Annotated in this window: 14 protein-coding genes; 7 read left to right on the top strand and 7 right to left on the bottom strand. The window is 61.2% G+C overall.

All coding sequences use genetic code 11. The features are described 5' to 3' along the window. Nucleotides 1–23: 23 nt before the first annotated feature. From LMTR3_RS12850 to LMTR3_RS12870, 5 genes are all read right to left on the bottom strand, one after another. Nucleotides 24–1,040, bottom strand: a complete 1,017-nt coding sequence (locus tag LMTR3_RS12850) for an ABC transporter permease (protein WP_065745356.1) — start codon at nt 1,038–1,040, stop codon at nt 24–26. Between the two features lie 3 nt (nt 1,041–1,043). Further along, complete coding sequence (locus tag LMTR3_RS12855) at nt 1,044–1,970, bottom strand: tetratricopeptide repeat protein (protein ID WP_176721872.1); 927 nt, start codon at nt 1,968–1,970, stop codon at nt 1,044–1,046. Then, nucleotides 1,967–2,959: an ABC transporter permease gene (locus tag LMTR3_RS12860; protein WP_065745358.1), complete on the bottom strand. Its 993-nt coding sequence runs from the start codon at nt 2,957–2,959 to the stop codon at nt 1,967–1,969. Before LMTR3_RS12860 ends, LMTR3_RS12855 begins: the two co-directional genes overlap by 4 nt. Continuing rightward, nucleotides 2,956–4,452: a sugar ABC transporter ATP-binding protein gene (locus tag LMTR3_RS12865; protein WP_176721873.1), complete on the bottom strand. Its 1,497-nt coding sequence runs from the start codon at nt 4,450–4,452 to the stop codon at nt 2,956–2,958. Before LMTR3_RS12865 ends, LMTR3_RS12860 begins: the two co-directional genes overlap by 4 nt. A gap of 267 nt (nt 4,453–4,719) precedes the next feature. Then, nucleotides 4,720–5,667: a substrate-binding domain-containing protein gene (locus tag LMTR3_RS12870; RefSeq protein WP_065745360.1), complete on the bottom strand. Its 948-nt coding sequence runs from the start codon at nt 5,665–5,667 to the stop codon at nt 4,720–4,722. Nucleotides 5,668–6,061: 394 nt separating this feature from the next. Between LMTR3_RS12870 and LMTR3_RS12875 the strand changes: the two genes are divergently transcribed. The 4 genes from LMTR3_RS12875 (at nt 6,062) to LMTR3_RS12890 (ending at nt 9,709) form a co-directional block, all read left to right on the top strand. Next, on the top strand, nt 6,062–7,654 hold the full coding sequence (locus LMTR3_RS12875) for a GMC family oxidoreductase (protein WP_065745361.1): 1,593 nt from the start codon (nt 6,062–6,064) through the stop codon (nt 7,652–7,654). A gap of 1 nt (nt 7,655) precedes the next feature. After that, entirely contained in the window at nt 7,656–8,768 is a 1,113-nt protein-coding gene (locus LMTR3_RS12880; protein ID WP_065745362.1) for a substrate-binding domain-containing protein, read from the top strand. Between the two features lie 66 nt (nt 8,769–8,834). Then, nucleotides 8,835–9,197 (top strand): hypothetical protein, encoded by a 363-nt coding sequence (locus LMTR3_RS12885; protein ID WP_065745363.1) that lies wholly within the window; start codon nt 8,835–8,837, stop codon nt 9,195–9,197. Nucleotides 9,198–9,349: 152 nt separating this feature from the next. After that, a complete protein-coding gene (locus tag LMTR3_RS12890; protein WP_065745364.1) occupies nt 9,350–9,709 on the top strand; it encodes a hypothetical protein in 360 nt (119 codons plus the stop codon). Nucleotides 9,710–9,795: 86 nt separating this feature from the next. Here the strand turns inward: LMTR3_RS12890 and LMTR3_RS12895 are convergent, their stop codons facing one another. Both LMTR3_RS12895 and LMTR3_RS12900 read right to left on the bottom strand, forming a co-directional pair. After that, complete coding sequence (locus LMTR3_RS12895; protein ID WP_065745365.1) at nt 9,796–11,274, bottom strand: aldehyde dehydrogenase family protein; 1,479 nt, start codon at nt 11,272–11,274, stop codon at nt 9,796–9,798. Between the two features lie 47 nt (nt 11,275–11,321). Continuing rightward, a complete protein-coding gene (locus LMTR3_RS12900) occupies nt 11,322–12,938 on the bottom strand; it encodes a GMC family oxidoreductase (protein WP_065745366.1) in 1,617 nt (538 codons plus the stop codon). Between the two features lie 679 nt (nt 12,939–13,617). On the opposite strand from LMTR3_RS12900, the gene LMTR3_RS12905 reads away from it, so the two are divergent. The 3 genes from LMTR3_RS12905 to LMTR3_RS12915 all read left to right on the top strand — a co-directional run bounded on the left by LMTR3_RS12905 (nt 13,618) and on the right by LMTR3_RS12915 (nt 16,376). Next, a complete protein-coding gene (locus LMTR3_RS12905; RefSeq protein ID WP_065745367.1) occupies nt 13,618–14,811 on the top strand; it encodes a CaiB/BaiF CoA transferase family protein in 1,194 nt (397 codons plus the stop codon). Beyond that, nucleotides 14,808–15,254, top strand: coding sequence for a MaoC family dehydratase (locus LMTR3_RS12910; RefSeq protein ID WP_210184693.1), 447 nt, complete (start codon nt 14,808–14,810; stop codon nt 15,252–15,254). The genes LMTR3_RS12905 and LMTR3_RS12910 overlap by 4 nt, the downstream gene beginning before the upstream one ends. A 144-nt stretch (nt 15,255–15,398) precedes the next feature. After that, a complete protein-coding gene (locus LMTR3_RS12915; protein WP_084029558.1) occupies nt 15,399–16,376 on the top strand; it encodes a helix-turn-helix domain-containing protein in 978 nt (325 codons plus the stop codon). Nucleotides 16,377–16,436: the final 60 nt, after the last annotated feature.

A 16,436-nucleotide genomic window follows, 5' to 3' on the forward strand; every position in this document is an offset into this window, starting at 1 on the left:
ACTCGTTATTGCGAAGCCAGGCTTCAGCGGACATCGCTCGACGTCTTCAGCAGCGCAATGTTGCCCGTCCGCGGCTTGAGACGCATGATGCGCTTCAGTGCCGCCTTCCCGTGTTCGCTGCTGTAGGTGGCCACGGCCAGCGCCAGCACGACCCCGATGATGATGCGCTGCCAATAGGGGTTGATGCCAAGCAGGTTGAAGGCATTCGACATCATGGCGATGATCATCGCGCCGCAGAACGTGCCCAGCACCGTGCCGGCGCCGCCAGCGAGCGACATGCCGCCGATCGCCGCTGCGGCGATGGCGTCGAGCTCCCAGCCTACGCCCGTGCGCACCGCCTCGCCTGACTGCATGCGCGCCGCAAGGATCAGGCCCGCGAAGGCGGCCAGAAATCCGCTTACCGCGTAGGTGATGATGCGGATGCGATCAAGGTTGACGCCGGAGAGTCGGGCAGCCTCCTCGTTGCCGCCAACCTGATAGATCTGCCGGCCGGTGCGCGTATAGTTGAGGACAAGGCCGGCAAGCAGGCTGGCACCGACGAACAGCACCATCGGCACAGGCAGGCCGAAGATCATGCCGTCCGAAAGCTCAAAGTAGACGCTGGGCAGCGTGCCGAAGATCGGACGGGAGTGCGAATAGGCCATTGCCAGGCCGCGCACGATCGCCATGGTGCTGAGCGTCACGATGATTGGCTGGAATCTAAACTTGGTGACGAGCACGCCGTTGCAGATTCCGACCGCGATACCGGCTAGCAGTGCGACGTGGATGCCGACGATCGGCGGAAGCGTCGAGGACAGCCCGGTGAGCAGCACGGACGATAGGGCCACCGTCGAGCCGACAGAAAGATCGATGCCGCGCGCCAAGATGACGAAGGACATGCCAAGCGCCACGAATCCCGCGATCGACGCCTGGCGAACGATGTTGAGGAGGTTGCCTGGCGCGATGAAGCCCGCACTAAACCAGGTGAAGATGAGGCCGAGCAGCATCAGGACGAAGATGATCGGATTTCGACGAAAGATGTTGATGACTGCCGTACCCATGGCTCACTCCACGGTGATCTCGCGGGACAGGCCCAGCTCGGTAATGTTGAAGTTGCTTTCTAAGTCGAGATCGAAGGTGTACTTGCCGGCTTTCTTTGCGTTGAAGATCGCCTTCACTTCCAGCGGCTGGTCAATGCTGGGATAGCTCCAGGCGCGCTTGCCCCAGTACTCGGTCGTCGATCGCGGCACCGGTGTGATCGAGACGACATTAAAACCCTTATAAAGGCCGAGCGTCGTCATAAGCGAGAAATCCGGCGTCTTGCCCTTGACGGGCTTCACCACGACGCGAATCTCCATATCCTCGCCGACGTTGGCGCGCTGGGGTACGACGAAGTCGGCATCGGCGATCGCGAAGGGGAAGTCGGCCGGCAGCTCCGCCGCGCCCCCACCGCTGCCCGCCTGTACCTGCTCGAGGTAGATGCTGCCCTCGCGCACGGCGCTGCTGTCCGGGTACTGTTTCTTAAGCGACGCGAACACTTCCTGGAATTTCTCATTGTCACCCGCATCCCGGTAGAGGCCGGACATCTTCTCGAGAACCGTGTAGCGGTACTTCTTGAAATTTGGGTCGTCGCCGAACTCGGCGATTAGCTCCGTATAGTGCTCCAGCGCGTCCTGCGGGCGGCCTAAGCCGATGCTCGAGTTCGCGATGCCGATGCGCGACAGGATGGCGTATTCCGACGCCGGGAAGCGCTCGATGACCTGCTTGTAGAGCGTGATGGCGCGAGCATAGACGCGCGTCAGCTCGAGGTTGTTGGCTTCGGTGTACGGCCCCTTCGCCAGGTCGACCGTAAAAAGGTCCGGCGCCGTGTAGTATAGCCCTGCGTTGACGCCGCCGAGCATGATGACGGGCGTCAGCACCCAGGCCAGCACGCGACGTCCGCTGTTGGAAGCCGGCTTGTGGTAGAGGGGGACATCAATTGACTGTGTCATGACTTCTCTCCGTTGACCGCGCTGCTTGTGCGGAACGTCGAGCGGAAGACGGCGAGCTCGTCGCTGATCATCTGCATACCGACGGCGATCAGGATGATGCTGCCCTTGGCGACCTGCTGCCATTCGGGCTCGACGCCGATCAGGTTGAACAAGTTGGAGACGATACTGATCATCAGCGCGCCGATGACCGCGCCCCAGACCGAGCCCTTACCACCCATGAGCGACGTGCCGCCGATCACCACGGCCGCGATCGCGTCCAGCTCCCAGAACACGCCAGCTTGGCCGGGCTCGCCGGAGCCCATGCGGGAGGTGAGCACCAACCCCGCGACGCCTGCCAGCAGGGCCGAGTAGATATAGGCCGCGACTTTGACACGATTGACGGGCACCCCGGAGAGCCGCGCCGCCGTCTCGTTTGCGCCGATGGCGTAGATCTGGCGACCGATCACGCGCCATTTCAGCAGGTACCAGGTGATGATGGCGATGGCGCCGAAAAGCAACGCGGGCACCGGCACGCCCATCATCCACCCGCGGGATAGATAGAGGAACTCCTCGGAATAATTGGCGTAGACCGGCTGACCTTTGGTGAACACTAGGCCGGCGCCGCGGACGATCGTCATCGTGACGAGCGTTGCCACGAAGGGCTGCAGGCCGGCAAGGGTCACCAGCCAGCCGTTGCTGAGGCCGACCAGCACGGCAAGCAGCAGCGGCAGGCCGATGAAGGTGAGTACGGAGGCATTGCCGACCCATGCGCTCGCGGCGACCGCGCCGCTCAGCGCGACGATCGAGCCGACTGACAGGTCGATGCCGCCCGAGAGGATGACAACGTTCATCCCGATGGCGACGATGCCGATCAACGAGGCCGCTCGGACGACGTTGAGTAGGTTCTCGCTGGTCCAGAAGTGGGGCGAAACCAGGCCGGCAGCGACTAAAACGACGATCAGAACGACGAGATTGCTGTTCAGCAGCATCCGCTTGGCATCAGCAATCATGACCGAACTGCCTCTAGTCTTGAGTCATTGTGATTCGGTGTGTGGCCGGCCGTCTTACCCATGATGCTCAGCATGATGGCGTTGAGATCGAAGTCGGCACGCTCGAAGGTCCGGATGATACGGCCGAGATGCATGCAAGCGATGGTGTCGCAGACGCGCAGCAACTCGTTGATCGCCGACGAAATGACGATGACCGAGGCTCCCTTTTCGGTGAGCTGCCAGATCAGATCGAAGATCGACTCCTTGGCGCCGATGTCGATACCGCGGGTCGGCTCATCGAGCAGGTAGATGTCGGCGCTGGCGCCGACGAGCTTGGCCAGCACCACCTTCTGCTGGTTGCCGCCGCTCAGGTTTCCGACCAGCTGGTCGAGGCTTGCCATCTTGACATTGAGCTGACGGCTCAGCTCGCCGGCACGGCGGCGCTCCGCACCGAGTCGCAGGCCGAGCATACCGGCGTACTGACCGAGCGAGGGCAGCGTGATGTTTTGGCCGATCGGCAGGGAGAGGATCAGGCCCTCGCTCTTACGATCCTCGGGCGCCAGGCCAACCCCTGCATCAAGCGCGGCGCGCGGCGAGGCGAACATGCCGACCTTGCCCTTGATCTGCATCTCGCCGCTGTCGACACGATCGGCACCGAAGATCGCGCGCACCAACTCGGTGCGGCCCGCCCCCATGAGTCCTGCAATGCCCAGTATCTCGCCGCGGCGCAGGCGCAAGTTGATACCCTGGAGGTCCGGCGATCGACGCAGATCCTTGATGGACAGCACGACCTCGTTCTCGCGGACCGCGCTGGACGAACGCTGCTGCACCTCGCTGATCGCGTGGCCGAGCATCATGGTGACAAGCTTATCCTCGGTTAGGCTCGTGATCATCGCTTGGCCGACATAGGAGCCGTCGCGCAGTACCACGGCCCGGTCGCAGATCTCGAAGATCTCGTGCAGGTGGTGGGTGATAAAGATGATCGCTATGCCTTCTGACTTGAGCTCGCGGACGATGCGGAAGAGATTGTCAACCTCCTCCTTAGCGAGCGATGCGGTCGGCTCGTCCATGATGATGAGGCGCGAACGGTGGATCAGCGACTTGGCGATCTCGATGAGCTGGAGCTCGGCGACGCTGAGTTCCTTCGCAGTAGTGTCAACCGACGCAGGGAAGCCGAGGCGGGCAAGGATGCGCTGAGCTTCTCGCCGCATGCCGTCCCAGTCGAGCAGGCCGAAGCGGCCGCGACGCAAGTCGCTCAGGAAGACGTTCTCGAGCACGGTCAGCGCGGGCGCGATCATCAACTCCTGATAGATCGTCGAAATCCCGCGCGATCGCGCCTCCTGAGGCGTCGACAGCCGCACCGGTTCGCCGTCAATCCGGAGCTCGCCCCCGCTCGGCTCCACGGCACCGGACAGGATCTTCATCAGGGTCGACTTGCCAGCGCCGTTCTCGCCAACCACGGCGAGAGTCTCGCCAGGATGGACGTCGAGGTCGACGCCGCGCAGCGCCTTCACGCCGCGATAGGATTTCGTGATGCCCCTGGCCTGGATGAATACAGGCTTGGGCACGTTTCGTTCACGGGGGCGATCAATTGACGCAACTGTCATTGAGGATGCCTCACTCGGCGATGGGAGCAATGCCACCAAACGACCACTCGGGCTAGCAGGCGGACGAACCAAGCACTGCGCGCCGCGTGAATAGCCCATGTCTATTGAAGTAACGAGCCCGGCGGAGATGAGACCGTGGGGCGTAACCCACGATCTGGCCACTCTCGGCGACTCTTAGCGGACGTACTGGAGGTCCGCCTTGTAATACTCGTCGACATTTTCCCGCGTGATGACTGGCGTCTCGGTGATGATGCGCTTCGGCACGGGCTCACCCTTCAGCACGCGGATGGCCATATCGACTCCGATGGAACCACCGGTCGCATAGATCGCGGTGGCCTGCAGCCATCCTTCCTTGATCGCTTGAAAGGCTTCACGTTGGCCGTCCACGCCGATCAGAAAGACCTCGCCTGGCTTGAAGCCGGCCTCCTTGAGCACGTTGATCGCGCCAAGAATCATGGGATCGTTGTGAGCATAGATAGCCCGGAACTGACCACGGTAGCGCGTGAGCCAATCTTCGACGATGGGAATGGCCGGCGCCAGATCGTAATTGGCGGGCTGTCCGTCGAGACGCTTGATGCCCTTGTTGCCGGTGAGGACAGACGTGAAGCCCTCATGGCGCTGGATCGTGGGCGTAGCGCCCGGGACGCCCTCAAGCTCCAGATAATTCCAAGTCTCGCCAAGCTTGCCTTTGGCGTACTTGCCGAGCTCTTCGCCGATATGAAGATTGTTGCCGCCAATGAAGACATTGTAGTCGTCTCCGACCACCTCGCGATCGAGGACGATAAGCGGAATGTCTGCTTTCTTTATCGCCTGGACGGCAGGCGCCAATGCCCGCGCCTCGCGTGGGCTCATCATTATCAGATTGACCTTGCGCGAGATCAGATCCTCGATATCCGCGATTTGTTTCTCGTTGGTCCCCTTCCCGTCCGTGAAGATGAACTCCTTGATGAGCTCAGGGTACTTTTTGGCCCGCGCCTCCGCGCTGGTCACCATGAAGGCACGCCAAGGATGTCCCATCGTGTCTTGCGAGAAGCCGATGGTCCACGGGGGTGGGCCGAACGGGTTCTGCCGCACATTCGCGGCGGCGGCGCTGCCCGTCATCGCGAGCGCTGCGGCGCCCATGAATAGACTGAACTGACGTCTGTTCATCTCCAACATCCTCCCTGGGGCCTGACCGGCCGTTTTCAAAAGAGATCTTCCAGCGGCCGCTGAGGCCGAACCGGAAGCCCGCTCTCTCGCCGGCAGCCTCCCCGCTGACCAGCTGCCCCATGATGGTTAGCTCTGCCCCGCTGTCAAGCGCATTTTAGTAAAATACCGCCATAAAACTCGATCTATCAGTTCTCAGCCCCTGAAATGATCGCGATATAGGTCCTTTCATCACCTAAAATTCGCCCATCGCCACACTGGGTGCAGAAAACTAGCTTGAATGCTTTTACTAAAAATGCCAGCATTTTACGTCATTTCATTAGCGCGCTGGGCGCGCGGGCGCCCGGCGCGCGCATCTCGGAGGACCGAAATGTATGACTACGTGATCGTTGGGGCCGGCTCGGCCGGGTGCGTTCTCGCCTACCGCTTGACAGCTGATCCGGCGATCAAGGTCCTTCTGCTCGAGGCGGGGGGCCCCGATCGGGATCCGATGATCCACATTCCCGGCGGCTTCGCTAAGCTGCAGAAGCCGAGCGTGAACTGGTGCTTCTCCACTGTCCCGCAGAAGCACCTCGACAACCGCCGTCTGTGGTTCCCGTTGGGCAAAACCCTCGGCGGATCGAGTTCAATTAACGGCATGATCTACATCCGCGGTCAGAAGGAGGACTACGATTCTTGGGCCCAGGATGGCAATTCCGGCTGGTCGTATGAGAACGTGCTGCCTTACTTCAAGCGAGCGGAGAGCAACCAGAAGTTCGCGGATCGCTACCACGGGAGCGATGGGCCGCTTCGCGTCAGCGACCAGCGCTCGCCTAATCCGCTGGCATGGGCCTATGTGCGCGCCGCCCAACAGGCCGGGCACCCGTTTAATCCGGACTTCAATGGCGACACGCAGCTCGGCACCAACCTCTATCAGGTGACCCAGTATGATGGGCGTCGGGCGAGCACCGCCGTCTGCTATCTTCGGCCGGCGATGAGGCGGCCCAACCTCACCGTCCTCACGCACGCGATGACGCGCAGGCTAATTGTCGAACGCAATCGGGTCGTGGGCGTAGAGTACAGCCGCCGCGGGAGGGCTCAAACCGCGTACTGCGGCCGCGAGGTACTGCTCAGCGCTGGCGCGATCGGTTCGCCGAAGATTTTGCTGCTTTCCGGGATCGGGCCCGCGGACGAACTGAAGGCGCTTGGCATCACGCCATTGCACGACCTGCCGGGAGTGGGCCGCAACTACCAGGACCACCTCAATTCGTACTTGGTCTGCGATCTCAAGGAGCCGATTTCTTATGACAGGCAGCATGAGTTCCCGCGCAACATCAAGCATGGCATCCAGTACTTCCTCTATCGGACCGGCGCGCCGACTTCGCCCGTCGCAGAGGCCGGTTGCTTCATCAGCGTCGACGGCGGACGCGCTGACATACAGACCCATGTGCTGCCCGCCTATGTGGTCAACGCGGCGCGGACCCGCCTGGAAGGGCATGGGCTCACGATCAACTCCTGCGCCATGCGGCCGAAGAGCCGCGGCACGGTGAAGCTCGCCTCGGCCAATCCGGAGGACGCTCCCCTGATCGACCCGAACTACCTTGACCACGAGTACGACCGCCGGATATCGCTGGAGAGCATTCGCCGCATCCGGGAGATCCTCGCACAGCCTGCGATCGCTAGATACATCAAGCGAGAACGTTTTCCGGGGACAGGAAAAAATTCCGACGAAGAGATCATCTCGTATGTTAGACAATATGCTTCCGTCGACTATCATCCCTCCGGCACGTGCCGGATGGGCACGGGATTGGACGCTGTGGTCGATCCAGAACTGCGCGTACACGGGATGGCCGGGATTCGCGTGATCGACAATTCGATCATGCCGTATCTGAACAGCGGCAACACTAACGCCCCTGCGATTATGATAGGCGAGAAGGGCGCAGCCTTGGTCCGCGGGGAGCAAATGCTGCACGGTGCCGCATAACATGGATGTGCCGCAGCATCGGTCCACGGACATCACTGCCGGCGCCGAGGCGAAGTCGATGGTCAATTCCGAGATCCCTGGCAAGAGAGCGACGATCCACGACGTTGCAAGGGCGGCGAACGTCTCGCCGGCCACGGTGTCGCTCGTCGTGCACGATAAGGGACAGCTCTCCAAGCCGACCCGCGAGCGGGTGATGGAGGCGATCGACGCGGTCGGCTACGAGCCGCGGCGCATCGAGGGTCGCCCGCGTCGGAGGCGGCAGAGCATGTACTGCTTGGTCGTCGACGACATTCGCAACCCATATTTTCACGAGCTCTATAAGGGCATTACAGACGCCTTGGATCCGGCCGAGGCGATCGTCACTATCGCTTCCACGGAGGACCAGATCGAGCGGCAGACGCTCGTGCTCGACAACCTGGCACAGTCGTCCGTGGATGGCGTTATCGTCGTTCCCGCGTCGGGGGCGCAGCCCGAAGACCTGGAGAAGCTCGCCAACACCGACATCCCCCATCTTCTGGTTGTGCGCAACATCGGTCACGGTGCCTTGGACTATATAGGCGGCAATCCGATGCTCGGCACGGTAATGGCAGCCGAGCACTTGATCGCGCTAGGGCACCGCCGAATTGCTTTCGTGGGCGGCTACGTCAACAACTTCGCTTTCCACGAGCGCTACGTCGGCTTCATCTCAACGATGATGAAGCACAACATTCCCGTCGAAGACGGCTTCATAGTCAATGGCGGGAGCACCAAGGCATTCGGACGCGAGGCCGCAAGCCGACTCCTGAACGGGCCGGACCGGCCGACCGCCTTCCTCGGCTACAACGACTTGGTCGCGATCGGCATCATGAACGCGATTTCCGACATGGGCCTTATGGTTGGCAAGGACATCGCCGTGGTCGGCTACGACGATATCCCCGAGGCGGCCGACCAGCCGGTAGCTCTGACAACAATCGCGACGCCGGCGTACCAACTCGGCAAGATCGTGGCCAATAGCCTCAGCCGGATGAGCATGGAGGCCGGCCGCTCTCCAATCAACATCACCTTTCCGCCGACGCTAGTGAAGAGGGAGAGCTGCGGGGCGACCCGATATTGGAAGGACGGAAACGATCGCTAGGCATCCCGATCACCTCTGCCTAGAGCATCCAGACAGCTTTCTTAGGGAAAGGCGAGAAGATGACAGTTGAGCCGCACCCTTTCGGTGGCTGAACGAGCCGCCGCGCTGGAGGGTGACGCCAAGGCGCTGTGCCTTTCGACGGCCAGCAAGACGGATTCTGTCAGACGACCTTCTACGGCTTGCGGCGCGACGACGGCCTGCCTTTCTGACGCCGTTGAGGGTGACTTCACCCCCGGCATTTACGAAGCGGTCTACGACGCTAAGCTGATGTTGCGGATCGATCTGACGACCTCGATCAGCGTCGAGTTTACAGACGGTATGATGCATTTCAAGCGCCGTCGTGACCCGCGGCATCTCCGACTGGTCGCTCACGCCGCTGCCGCAGATGAAGAGCGACGATTCGCTGAAGGTCAGGTTGATGCGGCATGACGATGCTGTGCGTATCGACGCGGCGAGGGTGATCGCAGCCGACCAGCTGGGCGGCAACATGTCGGTGACCGCCTCGGTTCGGCGAACACGTCGGCCACGCCGCCATGGCATTGCAAGGGTCAACCGCCCGACCGCAGAGATCTTTATGACACATGCAGCGTCCTGCGGAGTTACCGCAGGCAAGCGCGACGAAGCTCCGCGCTCAGCGGCAGCGCCTGCAGCGCGCGGCCAAGCGGCTGCTGCTCGTGTGGGGGCGGCCCTCCCCCTTCCCCGCCAAAGCCGAGGCGGTCGCTCAGGAGCCGCTGCGCCGCGGCAGGCCGCCTCCTCGCCGCGACCGACTCCTCAACCTCGTCGAGGCGAAAGACGTGATGCGCCGATCTTTCAGCTGGCGCGGCAGCCTAGGCAATCTCGATAGCGAGGATCGCAGGCCGATGGGCAACTTGCAGAGCGAAGCCATTCACAAAGTCGAAGACCTCGGGCGCCAAGGGCTAGATAGCCGCAGCTCAACTTGACGGCTGCGCTCAGTACAGAGAACAACTCCAGCTTGTGCGGGGCGAGGCGGCGCTGCGGGCTGCTAGGGAGATCGACCTTGGCGCCCTCATCTCGTCGCGTAGTAGGGGGTGCGCTTGCCGAGGCGCGCGACGACGGCCTTGACGTTGGTGAACTCGTCAAACCCGTGCTGGCCCATCTCGCGGCCGAAGCCGGACGCCTTGTAGCCACCGAATGGCGTCTGCGGTCCGTTATCAATTGTGGTGTTGATCCACACTGTACCGCTGCGCAGGCGCGGCGCGACCATATGTGCGGTGTCGAAGTTCTTGGTCCAGATCGTGTTGGCTAGGCCGTAGTTGGTGTCGTTGGCGAGCGCGACCGCCTCCTCCAGCGTCTTGAAGCGGCTGATCGATAGGATTGGCCCGAAGATCTCCTCGCGGAAGATCGTCATGCTCGGTAAGACGTAGTCGAACACGGTCGGCTGCACGAACAGGCCGCCGCCGGAACGGTCTGCCTCGCCGCCGGCGAGCAGCTTTGCACCCTCGGCTTTGCCTTTGTCGAAGTAGGAGCAGACTTTGTTGAAGTGGTTTTCGCTGATCATCGCGCCCACTTCCGAGTCGTCGGCGTGGACGTCGCCTACTTTCATCGCCTTCGCGCGGGCGGCAAGCCGCTCGACGAACATGTCGGCGATCGTCTCGTCGACGAGCAGGCGAGCCGCCGAGCAGCAGCATTCGCCCTGGTTGAAGAAGATACCGAACAACGAACCGTCGATCGCGTCGTCGAGATCAGCGTCGGCAAAGACGATGTTGGCCGACTTGCCGCCCAGCTCCACCGAGACGCGCTTTAGCGTTTCGGCCGAATTGGTGACGATGCGACGGCCGACCGCCGTCGAGCCGGTGAACGAGACGAAGTCGACTTCGGGGCTCTTCACCAGAATCTCACCGACCGGATCACCATAGCCGGTGACGACCGAGAGCACGCCCTCAGGAATGCCGGCCTGACGGCCGAGGCGGGCGAGCTCGAGCGCGGTGCCGGAGGTGAACTCGGACGGCTTCACCACCACGGTGCAGCCGGCAGCGAGCGCATAGGGCACCTTCTGAGCAAAGATGATTGCTGGGAAATTCCACGGGATGATCATGCCCACGACGCCGATGGGCTCACGATGCACCCATGCCGTCTTGTCCGGGCCGAGATTCGTGAAGGTCTCGCCGTGCACCTGCATGGCGAGACCGGCAGCGAACTGGAACAGGTCGACCACGCCGTCGAGGTCGCCGCGCGCCGTGCGGATCGGCTTGCCGACCTCGTCAACCTCGATACGCGCGAGCCGCTCTTTGTCCTCCTCCACTAGGTTGGCCCAGCGGCGGATGACAGCGGCGCGCTCGGCGCCGGACATGCGCGGCCAAGGCCCCTGGTCGAAAGCGTTGCGGGCAACGCGGATCGCAGCCTCGCAATCGGCGGCCGTGCCGCGGGCGAAGCGAGACACCAACCGTCCCGAGGCCGGCGACGCGCGCTCGATCGTCTCGGCGCCACCGCTTTCATAACCATGCACGTCAAGCCGGTAGGTACGGACGGTGGAAACATAGTTCATCGTAATTTCCTTCCCCTGAAGCAGTCTCGGCGGCCCGCTCAGCCCGCCTAAACAAACTTCGGTTGCGAGACGGGGGGACGATTGCCACTGATGAAATCGGAGGCGCGCTCGCCGATCATGATGCTGGGGGCGTTGGTGTTGCCGGAGACCAGCCGCGGCATGATCGAAGAGTCGGCAACGCGCAGGCCGTCCACGCCACGCACGCGGAGCTGCGGGTCGACCACGGCCATATCGTCCTGGCCCATCTTGCAGGTGCCGACCGGGTGGTAGCCGGATCGCGCGATCTTGCGAACAAAGGCCAGGTACTCGGCTCGCGTGCGCACCTTTGAGCCGGGCATGAACTCATTGACAATGTAGCGCGCCATTGCCGGCTGCGACATGATCTCCTGTCCGACCTTGACGCAATCGATCGTGCGCTCGACGTCGTAGGGATCGCCAAGAAAGTTCGGGTCGATCGATGGGGCGACACGGGGGTCGGCACTTTTCAGCGTCACCGCCCCGCGAGCGCGCGGATGCATGAAGTATCCGTTTAGCGTGCAGCCGTTGCCAGTCACTGTCTCGGCCGTGTCGTTGACTTCCTCCACGCCTGTGCCAGGGAGAAAATGGTATTGCAGGTCCGGCGCTTCCAGCGTCTTATCGGTCCAGCAGAAGGCGCCACCCTCCACGATGGTGGCAGCCACTGGCCCATTGCGAAATAGGATGTACTGGATGCCTGGCATGATCTTGCGGGTGGTCTTCTTATAGGCGTCGTATGATTCGACGTCCTTGACGTTGTACATCATGAAGACGTCAAGATGGTCGTGCAGGTTTTGGCCGACGCCGGGCAAGTCGACGAGCGTACGAATGCCGTGGCTCTGCAGGTGGGCTGACGGGCCGATGCCGGACAGCATCAGCAGCTTGGGCGAGCCGATCGCACCGGCCGTCACCACGATCTCGCGCGAGGCTCGCTGTATTGTGGTCCGGCCGTTGTCGAGGATCTCGACGCCGACGGCCCGCCCCTTCTCGATCAGGATGCGGCTGACCATTACGCTCGTGCGCACGGTCAGGTTCTTCCGCTTCATCGCCGACCTAAGATAGGCTACCGCGGCACTGCAGCGGCGGCCCTCGTAGTTTGTCGTCTGGTAAAGACCCGTACCGGCCTGGGCCGCGCCGTTGAAATCGGGATTGAATGGTACGCCGTACTCCTGGCAGGCCTGCACGAAAGCCTTGCTCAGCTTGTGTGGGTGCAGCTGGTCGACGACGCTGAGAGGGCCCTCAGTGCCATGATACGGACTGGAGAATTTCTCGTTTCTCTCCGAGCGCCTGAAGTAGGGAAGGACGTCCTTATAGCCCCAGCCGGTGCAGCCCATGTCGACCCAGTTATTGAAATCCTCCGCATTGCCTCGGATATAAACCTGCGCGTTGATCGAGGAGCCGCCGCCGAGCACCCGAGCCTGCGGATAGAGAGGAGTGATCCCGTCTTGATGCACCTGAGGCGCGAGTTGGTAGCGCCAGGTGAGAGATCCCTTGGTTGTCTTATAGAAGCCGACAGGCATGTGGATGTAAGGATTCCAGTCGCGCGGCCCCGCCTCCAGCAGCAGGACACGGGAATCCGGATCTTCTGAAAGGCGAGCGGCCAAGGCAGAACCCGCCGAACCACCGCCGACGATGATGATGTCGTGCACAATCCCCTCCCTCAGCCGGCCGGGGTATGCGCCAGCGCTAACCCTAGGCCGCGGCGAAAGTATTGGCAGGCAGCGTGCTGCGTTAGGACGTTTCTCCGGATTGCATGTACTTTTTTACGTGAGATCAGCACCTGAATAGATGTGTCGATCTATTCGCTGTGAAGCAAATCCCTTCTGACCGGCACGCATGCTTCAGCGAGCCCTCATGCGCGCGACTGCTGAAAAGTCCAAATATTCGCACGAACTGTCCTAACCCTGGCACGGGATCACTTCTAGGATTGGAAACGTAAGCTCATACGTTCGCGGCGGCCGAAGCTTGCTTCCAGATTCGCGGATGGCGATGCCTATCAGATGCCAGCTAGAATGCTCAAATCCAATATCATGGCCAAGCTATGTAAGATCGACTGTTGCTCGATGGGCGATGCCGCCGATGTCGTAAAGGGCGTGACAGCGCATGAGTCCAGGCGCATTCGCCAGCGTCGTTGCCGATTTTACGGGCGCCCTCAACGATGAATATGCCAGAACCACAAGCTTCAAAAAGCGGATCGCGCAGGCGGCACTCCAAGGCACATGCAAAATATGGCACATGATCATTTCGCCCGAACTTCTCATGTGATGAACCAACTCTGGTGAGTGGTGAAATCTGACAACGACTGCGCGGATCCGGGACGGGGTTTCTATGCTCGAAGGCATCAAGATTTTGAGTTTCACGCATTTTCTGCAGGGTCCCGCGGCCGTGCAGATGCTGGCTGATGCCGGGGCTGACGTGATCAAGATCGAGCCGCCGGGGGGTGCGTTTGAGCGCGGCTGGTCCGGCTTAGATGCTTTCAAGGAAGGTGTCAGCATCTTCTTTCTGCTCGGCAACCGTAATCAGCGCAGCATCTCGCTAGACCTTCGCAGCGACAAGGCGAGACAGATCGTGCTACGCATGGTGCGCGAAGCCGACGTGCTGCTTGAAAACTACCGTCCGGGCGTCCTGGAGCGGCTTGGCTTTGGTTATGAAGACATGAAAGCCGTCAACCCCCGCCTCGTCTATTGTTCCTGCTCGGGCTATGGATCGTCCGGCCCCTACTCGAAGCGGCCGGGCCAGGACATGTTGCTGCAGGCTATGAGCGGCATGACGATGCTTTCGGGCGGGGCTGATGCGCCCCCGACTCCGGTCGGCTCTGCAATTGTTGATCAGCACGCCGCCGCGCTTGCAGCGTTCGGCGTAGTTTCGGCGCTGCTCTCGCGTCAGCGCACCGGGCGCGGCGCGCTCGTGGAGAGCAACCTCCTCAATGCGGCCCTGGATCTGCAGATTGAGCCGTTTACCTATTACCTTAACAAGGGCCGGCTCTGGGCGCGCACGGACCCGCCGCTGGGCAGCCGCTTCCACCCCGCTCCGTACGGGATTTATCGCACCGCAAATGGCTGGATCGCGATTTCGCTGACTCCGACATCACAGATGGCGGCGGCGCTCGACTGTCCGCAGCTGGCAGATTTCAATGACCCTAAGGATCCGATGCGTCGGCGGGACGAAATCCATCACATTGTCTATGAGCGCGTGCAGACCCGTACGACGGCGGAGTGGATGGCGATCTTCGATGCCCACAACATCTGGTACGCGCCGGTGAATGACTATGAGGAGGTCGAAGCCGATCCGCAGGTCGCATATAACAAGATGATCATGATGGTCGATCACCCTGAAGCGGGCGAGGTGCGGCTCTTAGCGCATCCGGTCCGCTACGACGGCGAGGCGCCATCGCTACGGCGATTGCCGCCTCGACAAGGCGAACATACCAGGGAAATCCTGGCCGAGCTTGGCTATGCAGCGGACGAAATCCACGCATTGTCTGATGCCGGAATAGCCATCGCCAAGAAGGCCGCGTCGTGAGCATCACAACAAAGCCGGCATCCTGGCAACTACCGAGCTTCAGCAAGTTCGATATTGGCCGAACGCATACAGTGACGCGCACCTTCACCGGAACGGAAGTGGACGCATTCGGCTATCTCTCCGGAGACCTCAACCCCCTGCACATGGATGACGAGTTCGCCGCGCGTTGCCCATTCGGCAGACGGGTAGTGCATGGCCTGCTCACCGCGGCGGTGGTTTCGCGCGCGCACACCGAGCTGACCGGACCTGGTTTTGTCTTTGTCGGACAGGAGCTGCGGTTTTTGAAGCCAGTCTTTATCGATGACAAGATCACGGCGGAGGTCACTATCGTTGGCAAGAAGGAAGCCAAGCGGATTTTGATCGTGGACACGATGGTCCGCAAACAGACGGGCGAGGCCGTCCTTAGCGGACTTTCGGCTTACAAGTATCTGCGTTTCAGATAGGGCCTTCGTTGCACTGCAGCAGAAATTCACGAGACGACGGATTCGCTGAAGACGGAGCTGGCATATTGCCGCCATTGAGGCTATAAAATGGCTGAAATCGTTTTCAGACTTCAACGGTAACCTACAGTTGTAGCTGCAAAGCCGATGGAAAACGTAGAAGGACCAATTCGAGCGAGGCTGGGCCAACGACCGGCGACAACCGGCTCCTTTTTTTCACGAGGCCAGTCAGCGCACCGCCACCCTTGTTGTTCACCGCCGGTCGTGAAGATCGAGCACTACGATTACGGCTCCGAGATCAAGTCGCTCAACGTCCATTTAGCACCAGTAGAGAAGCTGAAATCGACGCTGCCCTACCCGCATCGGCACGACTTCTATCAAATCGTCTGGGTAACACGCGGAACCGGCTGCCACATCATCGACTCCGTCAAATACGAGGTCCGGCAGAACAGCCTATTCTTCATGGCGCCAGGGCAAATCCACGATTTCACGCTCTCGGAAGACACGCTCGGACACACTATCAGCTTCAGCCCGGAATTCTTCGCTTTCAGAGTCCACAACCGGCATTCGCTCATCGACATTCCGATCTACAGTCTCGAAAATCTCAACAACGCGCTTTATCTGGACGATATGCAGGCCGAGAGTTTCCGCCAGATCATGGACGCCATAATCGAAGAATACACGGCGGAGAAGACCGGGCATGAGGATGTGATCTGGTCTTATTTGCGGATCTTCCTCATGAAGATGTCACGGATAGCCGTACCTCCCGCCATCGCCGACCTGTCGTCCCGAAACCTGCTCCTATCACGCCGTTTTAAGAGCGCGCTGGAGAAGAACTTCGGCAACATCAACGAGACGGCGGAATATGCCAAGCTTCTCAAGGTCACCGAGCGTGCACTCAACGAAGCCACTCGGCAAGCCCTTGGTTTAACCGCGGCTCAGCTCATTCGCGAGCGGATCATGCTGGAGGCCAAGCGGCTGCTGCTGCACACCGACATCGGCGTGGCTGAGATCGCAGATCGTCTCGGCTTCGAGGATCCTGCGTACTTCAGCCGCTGTTTCAAGAAGCACACCACCCGCTCGCCAATCGAATTCCGCCAAAGCCTCGCTACACTGAACTTTTGATCCATCGCCGAATAAACAAAGCGAAACTGGCAGTCCTCAACCCATCGGGGGCTCGTCGCG

This window comes from Bradyrhizobium sp. LMTR 3 (assembly GCF_001693485.1).
Lineage (GTDB): Bacteria > Pseudomonadota > Alphaproteobacteria > Rhizobiales > Xanthobacteraceae > Bradyrhizobium.

What these genes read in the sequence shown, in the direction of transcription:
- LMTR3_RS12870 (WP_065745360.1), bottom strand. Translation starts at nt 5,667, where the DNA reads ATGGGCGCCGCAGCGCTCGCGATGACGGGCAGCGCCGCCGCCGCGAAT.
- LMTR3_RS12905 (WP_065745367.1), top strand. Translation starts at nt 13,618, where the DNA reads ATGCTCGAAGGCATCAAGATTTTGAGTTTCACGCATTTTCTGCAGGGT.
- LMTR3_RS12915 (WP_084029558.1), top strand. Translation starts at nt 15,399, where the DNA reads ATGGAAAACGTAGAAGGACCAATTCGAGCGAGGCTGGGCCAACGACCG.
- LMTR3_RS12860 (WP_065745358.1), bottom strand. Translation starts at nt 2,959, where the DNA reads ATGATTGCTGATGCCAAGCGGATGCTGCTGAACAGCAATCTCGTCGTT.
- LMTR3_RS12895 (WP_065745365.1), bottom strand. Translation starts at nt 11,274, where the DNA reads ATGAACTATGTTTCCACCGTCCGTACCTACCGGCTTGACGTGCATGGT.
- LMTR3_RS12880 (WP_065745362.1), top strand. Translation starts at nt 7,656, where the DNA reads ATGGATGTGCCGCAGCATCGGTCCACGGACATCACTGCCGGCGCCGAG.
- LMTR3_RS12855 (WP_176721872.1), bottom strand. Translation starts at nt 1,970, where the DNA reads ATGACACAGTCAATTGATGTCCCCCTCTACCACAAGCCGGCTTCCAAC.
- LMTR3_RS12890 (WP_065745364.1), top strand. Translation starts at nt 9,350, where the DNA reads ATGCAGCGTCCTGCGGAGTTACCGCAGGCAAGCGCGACGAAGCTCCGC.
- LMTR3_RS12875 (WP_065745361.1), top strand. Translation starts at nt 6,062, where the DNA reads ATGTATGACTACGTGATCGTTGGGGCCGGCTCGGCCGGGTGCGTTCTC.
- LMTR3_RS12850 (WP_065745356.1), bottom strand. Translation starts at nt 1,040, where the DNA reads ATGGGTACGGCAGTCATCAACATCTTTCGTCGAAATCCGATCATCTTC.